Origin of the sequence: Reichenbachiella sp., from assembly GCF_039941815.1 — a bacterium.
Classification (GTDB): domain Bacteria; phylum Bacteroidota; class Bacteroidia; order Cytophagales; family Cyclobacteriaceae; genus Reichenbachiella.
This window is the reverse complement of sequence record NZ_JBDVDW010000023.1, coordinates 269,026-283,777: the sequence shown is the minus strand read 5'-3', so window position 1 is coordinate 283,777 and position 14,752 is coordinate 269,026. Positions and strand designations below refer to the sequence as shown.

Here is a 14,752-nt window from a genome sequence, read left to right as displayed (position 1 = left end):
AGTTATCATTGGGGTTGTTGATGGAGTGTAAGTACAAATTTTAGATGAAATCTAAGGTCAAAACCTATTTCCCAAATCTGCCTCCTCTCCTGCAATGAAAAAGTCTATGTTTTCATTATAGAAACAATATTAAGTGGTAATTTTGATTACTGAAAATACTTTCTAGGTCAACAATTGATAACAATGAGTAATCAAATAGAATTTAGACACTTGCGCTATTTTATGGTAGTAGCTCAGGAGTTGCACTTCAGAAAGGCCTCCGAACGACTGTTCATCACTCAACCCGGTCTTAGTCGGCAGATCAAACAGTTGGAAGAGGAACTACAGGTACAACTGTTTATTAGAAATAAGCGTCAGGTGGAGCTGACAGATGCCGGAAGATACTTGTATGACGAGAGTGCCAACCTGGTCAATCACCTCGAATCCATCAAACGATCCATCAAGCTGATTGACAAAGGAGAAGAAGGTGAGATCAATATTGGATTTGTTGGGTCGGCGATGCAGGCTGTCATTCCTGAGCTTTTGCTGAGGCTCAAGGATATATTCCCCAAAATTCACACCAGCCTGGAGGAAATGTCCAACGAGGATCAGATTTTCGCCATTGAACACAACAAGCTCGACATCGGGTTTATCCGTGCTAAGCAGGCTCCTGATGGTATTGCGTACAGGCAGATTTTTAAGGACACTTTCTCAATCGTCTTGCCTGGCTCCCATCGTATCACTGAAGCAAATTTTAAAGACCTAAGTCAATTTTCACAAGAAAATTTCATCCTATTTTCTAGTGACTATAGCCGCACCTACTATAACAAAGTGATGAGTATCTTCGACGATCATGGGTTTTCACCGAGGATTTCTCATAAATCTGTTCATGCGAATACGATTTTTAGGTTAGTAGAAAATGGACTTGGTATTGCCATCGTGCCTACTTCTCTCCAGCATGGATATGATCTGGATATTAAATTCATCGAGCTCAAAAATGTAAAACAGATTACCTATCTCTCATTGATTTGGAAAGAGGGAACTACTAATCAGTTAATCCACAAATTTGTATCACTGTTAGATAAGAAATTGCCCTGAGCTTACCTTTTGAGCAAACGTCTGAAGTTATCACAAAAAACGGCAGTTGAAATCGCGACATTCAAAGATTCAGCATCCCCGTAGCCGGGAATAAAGACTTCTTGTTTGATCAATGGTTTGAGCGCATCATCCAACCCTTGTGATTCATTGCCAAAAACGATGATAGCTGGCTCTTCAAAATGGATCTCATGAATATTATCACCTTGCAGCGTGGTACCGTAGGTGTGATTATATTTTGGCAGAATATCACTCAGTGAGGCGTAGTGTACTTTAACCCTGGTAAATGAGCCCATGGTTGCTGAGATCACTTTGGGGTTGAAACAATCCACCGATTCGGATGAACATACGATTTGATCAAAGCCATACCAGTCGGCTATTCGTATCACAGTGCCCAGATTGCCAGGGTCTTTGATGCGATCAAATGCTAATACTGACTTGGATGCATCCAGCGATTGCACTGTTGGCATCTCTACTACCGCCAAGACTGCGTTGTTATTGACAAATGAGCCTACTTTTTTAAGTTCAGCTTCTTTGACCTCATTGACTGATGCCTGACAATTGGCTAGCTCTATTTCATGTTTTTCAATGAAATTTGCTGTGGCAAACAGGCTAATTATTTTTAGCTCTGATTGAATCAATTCCAGCACGTTTTTTGCGCCCTCGACAACAAATTGATTTTCTAACTGTCTGAATTTTTTTAATTGTAAGGATTTAATGAATTTTGAATCTCGATTTGAAATCATCAAAGGTTGTACTTTAATTAAAAGACTAAGTGCATTCGGCAGTCAGAAATGATCTAAAACCGATACTAACATATCTCCAAACTTAATGGATATTGTATAATTCATGGTCATAGATAATCGAATAGACAAACAACATCATTAGCTACTTCAAAACTTTATATGCACCGGTTCTCATTGCCATTATTCTGTTTTTATCAGGATGTATGGGCCGTAGGTATTTGCCTAGTGGAAAATCGCTACTGGTGGAGCAGAAACTGGATGGTGCAGAGAAGCTAAACAAGGACGAGATCAAATCTCTCTACGCATATAAGCCTAACCGAAAAATCCTTTTTATCCCCTGGTCTCCATATATCGATATCTATCAACACGGTCTCAAACGCTACGATTCTCTAAAATACGAGCAAAAAAAGGTTGAAATCAGAGCTAAGTTCGCTAAGAAAATCGCAAAAAAAGACGACGTTAAAAAGAAGAAAAAGCTACGAAACAAGCAGAATAAGAAGATCGCCAAACAGAATCGTAACATCAAAGAGGGAAATTTTGGGATGCGTATGGGCGAGCCTCTGGCCATATTTGATACTGCGAAGGAAAATCTAACGACATCCAAGATTCAAAACTATATGACTTCAAAGGGGTACTTCAACGCAAAAGTGACCTACTCCACGGAAGAGTCCTTCAAGATGGTGTCCACCTTATATAAAATTGAAAGAAATCAGCCTTATCGTATCGATTCCCTTTTCTACAACATCTCGGATACCGCTATCTACAATCTTTTAGCCGAAACGAACGAAGAATCATTCCTCAATATCGATGAAAACTATGAACAGGAAAATCTGGTCAAAGAGAGGGATAGAATTAACGAGTTGATGCTAAATAATGGCTATTATGAGTTTAATCGGCAGTTTATTAATTTTTTAGTGGATTCGTCTTATCTGGACAATAAGCGGGTGATTGTGGGGCTGAGTATCAGAAATTCTGACGATCAGAACAATCACAAGATCTATCATATTGATTCTATAGTATTCAAAACAGATCCTAGTCGTACCGAATCAACCGCAGCAAGACAGAGTGAACTCTTCGACGGGGTCACCTATCAATTCGTAAATAATAGATACTCCGAGAAGATTCTAGCCAGAAGAATATTCTTGAAGCCGGGCGACCTCTTTAGCCGATCCAACACGCTGGAAACTCAAAAACAGCTTTCGAACCTTGATATATTTCAATTTATCAGTGTCAACTATGATACCACCGGCGGTCAATTTATATCCAACATAACCACTAGCCCATTGAAGAAATTTCAAACGTCTTCTGAGCTCGGCCTCAATGTGAGCAAAGGACTGCCGGGTCCTTTTTTCAACGCTTCTATTAAAAATCGAAACACATTTAGAGGACTCGAGGTCATGGAGCTCAGTGGTCGGATAGGTTTTGAAGGGTTATCTGGTGCTACGGATACAGGAAACCCCTATTCTTCATTGGATTATGGAGGAAATCTTGCATTTACCTTCCCACAGTTTATGCTACCGATTGGTTCGAAATTGAAGTCCAATTTTGGTCGACTCAACCCCAAAACCCGTCTTTCATTTGGTCTGAACTACTCCGATCGGCCTGAATATATTCGTACCAATGTAAATACTTCACTGATTTTTAGTTGGCAAAACTACAAGCGACGTCGAAACTACTCGTTCAACATTGCTGATATCAGCTTTATCGATTCTGACGTGTCTGACTCGTATCAAACCTTTTTGGATGGCCTATCGGCCAGTGGAAACAATCTGAGCAATTCCTTCTTGCCATCGTTCGTAAGTAGCACCTGGTTTTCTGTGACTCACAATATCAATGACTATGGCAACAGAAATGAGCATTCAGCATTTCTAAGATATCAAATAGAATCAGGAGGAAATTTCTACAGCTTGCTGGCAAAAAACATTTTTGAAAGAGAGTTGGAGTATTTCAAATACGCCAAATTTGACATTGACTATCGATATTCCGCACCTGTAAACTCAATAGTGACCATGGCCTATAGGGCACATTTGGGGGTCGCAGTACCCTATGGAGAGAATGAGACACTCCCATACGAAGAATTTTTCTTCGCCGGAGGTAGCAATAGCATCAGAGCATGGGAACCCAGACGACTCGGTCCCGGATCGTATCTCCCTGATTCGTTGGGCATCTATGACAACAGTTTCGAGCAGCCTGGAGAGATCCTGATCGAAACGAGCATAGAGCTGAGGCATAAAATATTTGGATTCCTACATGGGGCCTTGTTTGTAGATATGGGCAACGTTTGGACCATGCAGGAGGAGCAGGCCAGGCCGGGTAGTCAATTCAAATTCGACAATTTTCTAAAAGAAATAGCAGTTGGAGCTGGATATGGCCTCCGATTGGATTTTTCATTTTTGCTCCTGAGACTCGATGCGGCGTGGAAAGTTCATGACCCCGGGGATCGAACGATTTATGGAAGTGAAGTACCGAGAGGGGCATTGGATTTGCCGGATTATGACAATTATAAGCGGCTGGTCTGGAATCTTGGTATAGGATATCCGTTCTAATAATAGACAAATGAATAAAGAAGAAATACAAGAATGGTTCAAGGGATTGCAGGACGATATCTGCAGTAAACTGGAGCAAACGGATCGCAAAGGTAAATTTAAGGAAGACCTCTGGGATCGCCCCGAGGGAGGCGGGGGCCGAACAAGAGTAATCAACGACGGTGCCATAATCGAAAAAGGAGGAGTCAATTTTTCGGCAGTGCATGGACCTACTCCAGACAAAATCCTAGAGGCCTTGAAGATTGATCAGGCGGACTTCTTTGCCACGGGTGTCTCGATTGTGATGCACCCCCACAGCCCAATGGTGCCTATCATTCATATGAACGTCCGGTATTTCGAAATGAGCAACGGAGTATCCTGGTTCGGTGGTGGTATCGACCTGACGCCACACTATGTCGTAGACGCCGATGCCCGGTATTTTCACGAGCAGCTCAAGACTTGCTGTGCTCGTCACGACGAGTCCTACTACTCCCAATTCAAACAGTGGGCAGACGATTACTTCTATATCAAACATCGAAAAGAAACCCGTGGAGTTGGTGGGATTTTCTTCGATCGCCTTTCGGCAAACGAAAAATTCAGTCTGGAAGATCGCTGGGCTTTTGTGAAAGACGTCGGGAGCCAATTTGCTCCCATCTACACGCATCTCATGTCCAAAAACAAGGCACTGCCATTTACCGATAAACATAAACAATGGCAATATCTGCGCCGAGGCAGATATGCAGAATTCAATTTGGTGTGGGACAAGGGTACTAAATTTGGATTGGATACGGATGGTCGAACCGAATCCATTTTGATGAGCCTTCCTCCTCAGGCCAACTGGGAGTATAATCATATCCCTGAAACGGGTTCTGACGAGCAGAAAACACTAGATTTGTTGAAGAAGGGTATAGATTGGTGAGCCTATGTCAAAGTGTTCTGAGCCTAACTTCAATGTATCTATCGGATCGCACTAGGCCTGATTCTCATGGTTCAATACTGCTCTGATTTCATTATAGCTAAATTCTTCACCTAGCTTTGCCTTGATTGCATTTGTGCCTTCACCTGCTCCTATCGTTTTCATGACTTCTTTGATCTGTGCAATCTTTTCTTCGCTGACAAATTCGCTCAGCAAAAATTCTGTACCAATAAAACTCATTAGATGTCCTTCAATTGTGGTTGGGCTCAAGCTCCTTTCTTCTGCTATTTTCTCTACCGTCTTGCCATCCTTGTACATACTCAAACTCAACAGTTGACTTTCTCCTTTTACTTTCTTTTTACTAGATTTCTTAATTTCTTCTTCCACCGCTTGCTGTTGTATTTTTCTTCTTTTTGCCATTTCGGTTAGCAGGTGGGGAAGTTTTTTGTCTTGAGACAATCCTTCTGTGAGCAATGCCATTTCTTCTAGCAAGAACTGTTTCTGTTTTGCCAGCGATATCAGTTCGTGAATTTCACGCATATACTTTTTCACCCCGGACTTCACTTTCAGTGAATCGTAGTGATTTGACAATGGACTCAGCACTTCTTGATCCAGCGTATTTTTAAAGTAATCTGTAGCCGCTTTTACTCTAAGTTTGATCTGCTGGTATTTATCATCATGTGCTTCCGGAAGCATGCTGTTTAGTTGGCTGACGAACTTTCCTGCGGTTTCCTCCTGCTTCCCTACACACGTTCGCATGGTTGAAATCATCTTAATTGCCTTATCTTTCTCTGGGATTCTCTTTTCTTCCATATTCTCGAAGAAATCCTTAATCCCCCATTTCAACTTGCTCCAGTCGAAGGCTTTTAACAAGAACGCACTGACATACGATATTTGGGCGCTCTTTAGCTGAGTTTGTAAGTCCTCTGCGGACTGCTCTCTGGTACTAAAATCTATCGCTGCCTGGTCACTACGAATACAGCTATCCGAAATACTTGAGTAAAGCGCCAATCCATCCAAAGAGGTCAACCGACTAAGTGCTACATACACTTGTCCAGGCGAAAACGACTGACCAGCGTCTATGATGGCTTTATCGAAGGTGAGTCCCTGACTTTTATGAATAGTGATTGCCCAAGCCAAACGAATCGGATATTGTGTGAAAGTACCCTTCACTACTTCATCGAGTTCATCCGTTTCCTTATTCAGCTTGTATCGTTTGTTTTCCCATGTTTCTTTCTCAACCAAGATCTCATCCTTACTATCTGCAAAAACCACCACGATGTCATCTTGATCGATTTGCTTGATCAAACCAATTTTACCGTTATAATATCTAGGGTCTTCTCCTTTATCATTTCTGATAAACATGATCTGTGCCCCTTTCTTTAATTTAAGATCCGTTTCGGCAGTCACGGTAGCTTCATTGAAATCACCTGTCACAGTGGCCTGGAAAGAGTGAGTCGCACCCTCTAGCTTTCCCAGCTGCTCCTCGTTGATTATATCTGCCCTCTTATTGTGCGTGGTGAGCGTAATGTATTCGCCTTTTTTCTCAGGTTCAAAATCTGGTTTGTAGTACTTATTTAGCAATTCCAGATCCCCTCTATCCATTTTATCATTCCTAATCTTATTTAAAAGATCGATAAATTTTTGATCACTCTGACGATAAACACTCTTGAGTTCTAAGTAGATCGGGGGTGAATCCTGAAGGACCTTCGCATCAAAAAATGAAATCGTCTTGTAGTATTTCTGCAGTACTGACCATTCATTGTTTTTGATCACTGGGGGCAATTGAAATAAATCGCCAATGAAGAGTACTTGCACGCCTCCAAATCCACTCCAGCTATTCCGTCTTACTGATTTCAATATGGCATCTATTGCGTCAAGCAAATCAGCCCTCAGCATCGAAACTTCATCTATGATCAATAATTCCAAATCTCGCAACAATTCTCTTTTGGCACTATTCAGCCTAAGGTATTTGAGCAGCTTTTTTTTATCGAAAAACTCTCCGTACTCGTCTCCTGACAAACTTTGATCTGGCATAAAACTACCCATCGGCAGCTGAAATAATGAATGCAAAGTAACTCCACCTGCATTCATCGCAGCCACTCCCGTCGGAGCAGCTATTACTGTTTTTTTATGACAATTTTCTTTGATGTACTTCAGAAAGGTGGTTTTCCCGGATCCAGCTTTTCCGGTAAGGTACAAATGCTCATTAGTCGTGTTGACGTAGCTAGCGGCCAGTTCGAATTGGGAGTTTATTTCTATCGGTTTATTCATCAATCAGAATATTTTGGTTGGAAGGTTCTATAATTAAGTTAGCGGGTGCTGAAATAGGGATAAATTTTATAATAAATCGGCACATTTTCTGAACCGATAAAGCCAGTTGACGGGGAAGTCAACATAAACGTGCAAAAAGCAACAGTGTGCAATGTAATATGCCAGCTACTTATTCTCCTCAAGTTGAGAACAATAATCAACAAAATAGGTGAGCCCTTCAATAGTATTGAGCTTCTGCCCTTGAACTTCACATTCCTTGACCAGATCATCATACTTTTCCCCACCTATCACATTTAGTGCTTCTACATTCGTGACCTTGTATGTGCCTCCTGCATATCTCCTTGTTCTGCTATTTCCATATTTGGTATTATTCAAATTATTTTCTGTATCATAGACCAATGTTGACGACTTGTCCTTTTTTTTCTTTGCATATTCCAGAATCTCGCCCTTATTAGATGCTATATATAATACCTCAGTGACTTTCTCCATCTCAACAGTTCGGTCCACCTCTACCGAAGCACTATTTTGACCACTTGGAGTCCCTCTGATGGCATAGTCATATTCGTGCCTGGACAAGATGGCGACAGATTGACTTTCATGCACCACTTCAAAAAATACGTTTTGCAAGTCCTTGTTCTTCCGTACTTCGAATGGCAAAGAGTAGTATTTTTTCAGCTGATTATCAGCCTCTCTCATTTCAAAATAACTGGCTTTCTTTGCCGTATAAGATTTGGAAGTGCTATCAGCGAATTGAATGCTCAATAAGTCTGTGATGAAATTGTAGTTGATATTACCTTTTACCGCAGTACCATCAAATAGTTTGATCTGACCGGGCAACCATATGTCCACTTCGGTGTTATAGTTTTTTAATTGGGCCAAAGCCACTGAATTGACCATGGTGAGCATAAGGGCTGATATTACCCAGCTCAACCGTCTATTAACACCAACAGGTATTTTTCGTGTCATATTCTATCACTTCAGATTATGAATAACAATGCTCATTCATGATTTTTAGTTCTCTAGCTAAAATAAAGCTTTCTTATGAAGTCTTACTCCAATACGCCTTATCCCTCATATAACTCTAAGGGCAGATCATCCGGGTCTGCAAAAAAAGTAAACTTCTTATTGGTATTTTCGTCGATCCGAATGGGTTCGGTCCGGATTCCCTTTTGTGATAGCTGCTCAACCGCTGAATCTATGTCCTCGACCTGAAAGGCAAGGTGACGAAGGCCCGTGCCCTCTGGCCTTGAGGGTCTTTTGGGTGGATCGGGAAATGAAAACAGTTCAAGAACATACTTGCCGTTTAGCGCCAGATCCAATTTGTAGGACTCTCTCTCTTGGCGGTAAACTTCGTTGATGATTTCAAGTCCCAATATTTCCACATAGAAAGCCTTCGATCTCTGATAGTCCGAACAAATAATAGCGATATGATGGATTGATTTTAGCATGCAGGCTTGTTGAATTTTGTTTTTTTTTTGATAAATCAAATATTAGATAGGACAAGAAAAGGTAAAAGTGTCAAACTGCTCAAATCTCGTCATTACCTGATCCAAATCTCTTCCTTTCTCAAAAATCCCATATACTGCTGAGCCAGTGCCTGTCATAGATGCATAGTCAGCCCCTGAGTTTAGCAGTGATTCCTTGATTTGCTGGATTTCCGGATGTGAACCAAAGACTGTTTTTTCAAAATCATTGACTACAATTCCTTGCCATTCGTTTGGTGGCCGCTTTAGAATAGTCTTTAAGTCATATCCTGGATCTTGCGGAGTGATGCCTGCGAATGCTGTTTTGGTGCTAATATGTATTCCGGGAGAAACCAAGGCAATCGAATAGCCTGATAAATCAACTGATACATGCTCCATCACCTCACCTCTGCCGGTGACGAGTTTTGGCTGATTATCAATGAAAAAAGGGCAATCAGAGCCGAGTGTCAAAGCGTATTCTTCAAGCTGAGCCTGAGAAAGGTTTAGCTCAAATTGGTCGTTGAGCAGTTTGAGTGCAAAGGCACCATCGGCTGACCCTCCTCCTAGCCCTGCACCCATTGGGATCGTTTTATGTAGGTGCATTTTCACTGGCGAGATCTGATGATTGTCCTTGATCAGTTCGTATGCCAGTACAGAAAGATTCGAGCTTTGGTCACCCGGAATAGGCAATCCGGATGAAGCAAATTCAAACTCATTTGCGGGAATGATTTCCAGAGCATCTTTCCATTCTATTGGAAGAAAACAGGAGGAAAGATTGTGATAGCCGTCTTCTCTTTTTGAAGTGATGTTTAGACCAATATTGATCTTTGCGTTTGGGAAGGCTATCATTGATGTATTGGAATAGATCGCATCAAAAAACAATGGTCTGTCTTCACGAGGAAACGAAATGATCTCAAATTTTGAAAACTAATCAAACCATGAGATTACTTCAGGATGTTCTCAATGACGTATATTTTTTGATACGATCGCTTTATTCAAGTTTTACTTCTTCATTTGCTCGATTACATCGGCGGTAATTCCCGATGAAGAGAACCCACCATCATGCATCAGATTTTGCATGGTTACCATTTTGGTCAGATCAGAGAACATCGACACGCAGTAGTCTGCACAGTCTGCTGCAGACGCGTTACCCAATGGAGACATCTTTTCGGCATAGTCCATGAAGACATCGAATCCACCTACTCCTGATCCAGCCGTGGTCATAGTTGGAGATTGCGAGATGGTGTTTACCCTTACCTTTTTCAATCTGGCAAATCTTTCTCCATAGCTTCTGGCAATGGATTCGAGCATAGATTTGGCCTGCGCCATGTCAGAATAATCTGGGAAGGTTCGCTGCGCGGCGATATAAGTCAGTGCCAAAATTGATCCCCACTCATTCATGGCATCTTGCTTCTCGGCTACAGCCATCACTTTATGAAATGAAATGGCTGAGATGTCCATGGTTTTGAGCATCCAGTCGTAGTTCAAATCATTGTATTCTTTATTTTTTCTTACATTCGGGCTCATGCCAATAGAATGTAATACGAAGTCCAATTTTCCACCTAAAACTTCCACAGATTTTGAAAAGAGATTTTCAAGATCTTCTACTGAAGTAGCATCTGCAGGTATCACCTCCGAGCCGCACTGTTCAGCGAGTTGATTGATGGCACCCATTCGCAATGCGATTGGCGCATTAGTCAAAGTAAATGTAGCTCCTTGCTCCTTCGCCTTCAACGCCACTTTCCAGGCAATTGAATTCTCGTCCAAAGCACCAAAGATGATTCCTCTTTTTCCTTTTAATAGATTATTAGACATTTGATATAGTATCTTATTGGTTTAAAAAAAGCAAAGATAACCACTCTGGTAAGAGTAGCACTTTGCGCACAATTTATTTCATCTCAATCAGCTCTCTGGCACTGTTACGTGCAGTTTCCGAAGGGTTTTCTCCGCCTATCATTTTGGCTATTTCTTCGAGTCGATCCTCTGCTTCAAGTTTTCTAATCATACTTTCTGCCTTCGCCGATTCGTTGTTTTTATAGACATAATAGTGAGCTTGTCCCTTAGCTGCTATTTGTGGTAAATGACTGATGGAAATGATCTGATGATTTGAAGACATTCGTCTCATCATATTGGCCATCTTCATGGCTATTTCACCAGACACACCGGTATCAATTTCATCAAATACCACAGTCGGCATAGCAGTCTTGCTGGCAAGCAGATATTTTATACAGAACATTAGTCTGGAAAACTCACCACCTGAGGCCACATTGCCTACAGGTTCGGGCTTGATTCCTTTATTCGCACTAAAGAGAATTTCAATCTCATCGATCCCCAACTTCCAAGGCTCTGCTCTTTTGTATACAAACTCAACATGGCCATCTGGCATTCCTACTTCTGCCAGTAATTCGTTGAGGGAAGTTGAAAAAACATCAATCTGGCTTCTGCGCTTTTCAGAAAGTGTCTCTGCAGATTGAATCATTTGGCGTTCCAACCGATCCTTCTCTTCTTTCAATCTCGAAATCTCCTCTTCCAATTGGATCGTACCTATTGTTTCTTTTTCAAGCTTGGTTTGAATTTCCATCAGCGCAGCTACATCTCCCACTTTGTGCTTTTGCTGTAGTTTGTATAAATGATCGAGCCGAAGGCTGACTTCTTCTATTCTACCGGGATTGTGCTCCACGCTGTCCTGAATATTGATCACGTCCCTCACAATGTCTACAATCTCTTCTGTAGCGGATTCAAATCTTGAGCTTAAGGTTTCCAGCTCCCTGGTAAACCCTGAGATGTTTTTAAGCACACTTACTGCCTCTCGTAGTCTATCGTTGATCGATGGTTCGCTCCCATCAAATTCTGATGAAATCTGTGTCAATTTGAGTTTGATCTCTTCTGCATGCTCAAGCACCTGCAGTTCTTCTTCCAGCTCAGACTGCTCATCTTGCTTCAATTCAGATTTGACCAATTCATCGAGCAAAAATTTCTTATAGTCCTCATCCTGTTTAGAGCTTTTCTCTCTTTCGAGAAGCTCAATCAGCTGTTTAGATAGCTTTGTAAAGGAGGTGAAATCAGATTGGAACTGTTGTAATTCTTTGGCAGACTGAGCGAAATCATCGAGTAGTTTTATCTTGACGCTCTTGTTTCCAAGTTGAATACTTTCATTCTGAGAATGAATGTCGATCAGTCGTAGGCCGATCGTTTTCAATACTTCCAGCGTGACGGGCATGTCATTGATAAACGCTCTTGACTTGCCTTTAGGGTTGATTTCCCTTCTGATGATCGTTTGCGATTCGAAGTCGATGTCCTCTTCTTCAAAGAGGCCTTCGAGCCCAAGTCTGGAGATATCAAATTCTCCTTCGACCACGCATTTGGTATCCTTGTCGAGCAGGGCCTTAGTATCGGCTCTATTTCCCAGCAGTAGACCCACGGCACCTAGCATAATGGACTTACCGGCTCCTGTCTCACCCGTGATGATATTCAGTCCTTCATCTGGCTCCAGACGGAGCTTTCGGATCAAGGCATAGTTACTTATAGATAAACTGGAAATCATGAACTGGTCATCCTTCTTAATAGGTGCAAAATGAGGTCAAAAATAAAAACTTTCAGGATATGACGAAGCTTATATTTTTCAAAGTTTTAAACCAGAAAAAAGTTCGCGGGCTAATTATCTAGAATTTCTTGAAATTCGTCAGTTCGAGCTGGATCAATACTTTTGAGAATATTGAATACTTCTCTCCGTTGGGCCAAATCTCCATTTGAATAAACTCCAATTATTTCGTCCAGTTTGGCATCCATAAAAGCAATGACCAAAATTGATCTTGGTTTCGCTTTATTGGCAGCCTGTACTTTTTTTAGGGCCTCAAGAATATTCGTTCTAGCCTCATCTGGGTTTTCGCTCATTAGATCCAATCCCTTGATGTGATACTCGTACATGGCCTCACGAAGGGGTTCCATGGTCTGATCTATACTGTTTTCGGCTAGCCAATATCGGTTCCTAATGCTATTGAATTGATCCCATCCCCCATAGCCTGATTGCTGTGCGTTGTTGACCACAGCCCAGGCTGCTTCGTAGTATTTTTGTCCACTGAGTGGCTCGAATGAATCATAATCATAACCAAGCATCATATAGGCATAATAGCCCAGCATGGATGTAATGTTGGAAATAAAGCTTGTTGGTTGGAAATCCAGTGGTTGCGATTCGGTGTATTCAAAATTAAAATCTCTGTCGGCAAAATTGAGCAATACGGCTTCATACGAAGAGTTGTAGACTGGGCGTGCGACTATGACTTGTACAGTGGCGGCAAAATTTCCTAATGAAGGCTGTGACTCTAGGGTGATATTGATACCGCAAGTAATTCGTTCATTGTTTTCGAATCGCTCATCGGCCCATTTACGGTCATTCAAAAATTTGGCAAACTCAACCTCCATTTCCTGAAAAACTCTACGCTCCGTAGATTCGATCTGAATCGAATTGACTCGTACCTGGCAATTCAGCTCCTGACCGAAGGCAGGAAAGCAAGCAAAGGTGAGACAGGCAAGTATTAGGAAATTAGGAATGGATTTTTTCATGAATGCAATTAACAATGTCAGCTGCGACTTTTGATTTTGATTTTAGTTCAAAAGGTCTTGGTGGTTGATCAACGCTGAAGATAGTAATTTTATTAGTATCCACAGAAAATCCAGCGCCATTATCATTTAGTGAATTGAGTACAATGAGATCGAAGTTCTTTTTGCTCATTTTCTCTTTGGCAAATTGCTCCTCTTTTTCCGTCTCCAATGCAAACCCAATATTAATTTGATCTTTTCTTTTGCGCTTGCCCATTTCCGCTGCGATGTCCTTGTTTTTCACCAATTCGATGGTCATCGTCTGATCAGACTTCTTGATTTTCTCCTTTGCTTGTACCGCAGGTTTATAGTCTGCCACTGCGGCGGCGAAAATGGCAATGTCGGCGGTAGAATAATGTGAATCTACTTGTGCAAACATCTCGTCAGCTGACGAAATACGAATTAGGGAGATCAGATCTGATTCTATGTTGTATTGCCCGGGTCCTGCAATCAATTTTACCTCTGCACCCTCTGCTGCCATATTATGGGCCAAAGCAAGACCCATTTTGCCTGAGGAGTGATTGCCAATAAATCTTACGGGGTCGATCTTTTCGAAGGTGGGGCCTGCAGTAATCAGGACTTGTTTCCCTTCAAATCTTTTTTTTTTACTTAGCAGGCTTTCTATTTTTTCAAAAATGGCTTCTGGCTCTGCCATTCTTCCTTCTCCGACGAGACCACTGGCTAACTCGCCATGTTCTGCTTCGAGTACTAAGTGACCAAATGACTGTAGAGTTTCAAGATTTTTTCGTGTAGCAGGATGCCTATACATATCTAAGTCCATGGCAGGAGCTAGCATTATCGGGCATTTGGCGGATAGGTAAACGGCAGTCAATAAATTGTCACACAGACCATGAGCCATTTTACTGATTGTATTGGCACTGGCTGGTGCTATGACCAGCAGATCAGCCCATAGCCCTAATTCCACATGATTTTCCCATTGGCCCTGATCGTCTTTTTCAAATTTTGATAAGACTGGATTTTTTGATAGTGTGGCTAGTGTAAGCGGCGTTACAAAAGTCTTGGCTGGAGCTGTCAGCACGACTTGTACTTCACAGCCTGCCTTAATCAGGAGTCTGACTAAAAGTGCGGATTTGTATGCGGCGATGCTGCCGCATACTCCTAGTAATATTTTTTTCCCCTCTAGCATTGGGGGCT

Annotated in this window: 12 protein-coding genes; 3 read left to right on the top strand and 9 right to left on the bottom strand. The window is 41.7% G+C overall.

Features of this window, described 5'->3' with window-relative positions; all coding sequences use genetic code 11:
• Nucleotides 1–183: 183 nt before the first annotated feature.
• Nucleotides 184–1,077, top strand: coding sequence for a LysR family transcriptional regulator (locus ABJF11_RS04490; RefSeq protein ID WP_348118342.1), 894 nt, complete (start codon nt 184–186; stop codon nt 1,075–1,077).
• A 2-nt stretch (nt 1,078–1,079) separates the two neighbouring features.
• On the opposite strand, the gene ABJF11_RS04485 is transcribed toward ABJF11_RS04490, so the two are convergent.
• On the bottom strand, nt 1,080–1,820 hold the full coding sequence (locus ABJF11_RS04485; RefSeq protein ID WP_348118341.1) for an RNA methyltransferase: 741 nt from the start codon (nt 1,818–1,820) through the stop codon (nt 1,080–1,082).
• Nucleotides 1,821–2,062: 242 nt separating this feature from the next.
• Between ABJF11_RS04485 and ABJF11_RS04480 the strand changes: the two genes are divergently transcribed.
• Together ABJF11_RS04480 and hemF are read left to right on the top strand one after the other, a co-directional pair.
• Complete coding sequence (locus tag ABJF11_RS04480; protein ID WP_348118340.1) at nt 2,063–4,366, top strand: BamA/TamA family outer membrane protein; 2,304 nt, start codon at nt 2,063–2,065, stop codon at nt 4,364–4,366.
• 10 nt (nt 4,367–4,376) lie between these two features.
• Nucleotides 4,377–5,264 carry an oxygen-dependent coproporphyrinogen oxidase gene (gene hemF, locus ABJF11_RS04475; RefSeq protein ID WP_348118339.1) on the top strand — a complete coding sequence of 296 codons (888 nt, stop codon included), beginning with the start codon at nt 4,377–4,379 and terminating at the stop codon, nt 5,262–5,264.
• Between the two features lie 51 nt (nt 5,265–5,315).
• Here the strand turns inward: hemF and ABJF11_RS04470 are convergent, their stop codons facing one another.
• The 8 genes from ABJF11_RS04470 to coaBC form a co-directional block, all read right to left on the bottom strand.
• Complete coding sequence (locus ABJF11_RS04470; protein ID WP_348118338.1) at nt 5,316–7,535, bottom strand: helix-turn-helix domain-containing protein; 2,220 nt, start codon at nt 7,533–7,535, stop codon at nt 5,316–5,318.
• 165 nt (nt 7,536–7,700) lie between these two features.
• The gene (locus ABJF11_RS04465; RefSeq protein ID WP_348118337.1) at nt 7,701–8,501 is read right to left on the bottom strand and encodes a hypothetical protein; all 801 of its coding nucleotides are present in this window, start codon (nt 8,499–8,501) and stop codon (nt 7,701–7,703) included.
• A gap of 98 nt (nt 8,502–8,599) precedes the next feature.
• Nucleotides 8,600–8,983 carry a VOC family protein gene (locus tag ABJF11_RS04460; RefSeq protein WP_348118336.1) on the bottom strand — a complete coding sequence of 128 codons (384 nt, stop codon included), beginning with the start codon at nt 8,981–8,983 and terminating at the stop codon, nt 8,600–8,602.
• 42 nt (nt 8,984–9,025) lie between these two features.
• The gene (gene ispE / locus ABJF11_RS04455; RefSeq protein WP_348118335.1) at nt 9,026–9,847 is read right to left on the bottom strand and encodes a 4-(cytidine 5'-diphospho)-2-C-methyl-D-erythritol kinase; all 822 of its coding nucleotides are present in this window, start codon (nt 9,845–9,847) and stop codon (nt 9,026–9,028) included.
• Nucleotides 9,848–10,000: 153 nt separating this feature from the next.
• Nucleotides 10,001–10,813, bottom strand: coding sequence for an SDR family oxidoreductase (locus ABJF11_RS04450; protein WP_348118333.1), 813 nt, complete (start codon nt 10,811–10,813; stop codon nt 10,001–10,003).
• 73 nt (nt 10,814–10,886) lie between these two features.
• Entirely contained in the window at nt 10,887–12,542 is a 1,656-nt protein-coding gene (gene recN / locus ABJF11_RS04445; RefSeq protein ID WP_348118331.1) for a DNA repair protein RecN, read from the bottom strand.
• 110 nt (nt 12,543–12,652) lie between these two features.
• Entirely contained in the window at nt 12,653–13,561 is a 909-nt protein-coding gene (locus tag ABJF11_RS04440; RefSeq protein ID WP_348118329.1) for a DUF4835 family protein, read from the bottom strand.
• Nucleotides 13,542–14,744, bottom strand: coding sequence for a bifunctional phosphopantothenoylcysteine decarboxylase/phosphopantothenate--cysteine ligase CoaBC (gene coaBC / locus ABJF11_RS04435; protein ID WP_348118327.1), 1,203 nt, complete (start codon nt 14,742–14,744; stop codon nt 13,542–13,544). Before coaBC ends, ABJF11_RS04440 begins: the two co-directional genes overlap by 20 nt.
• Nucleotides 14,745–14,752 lie beyond the last annotated feature (8 nt).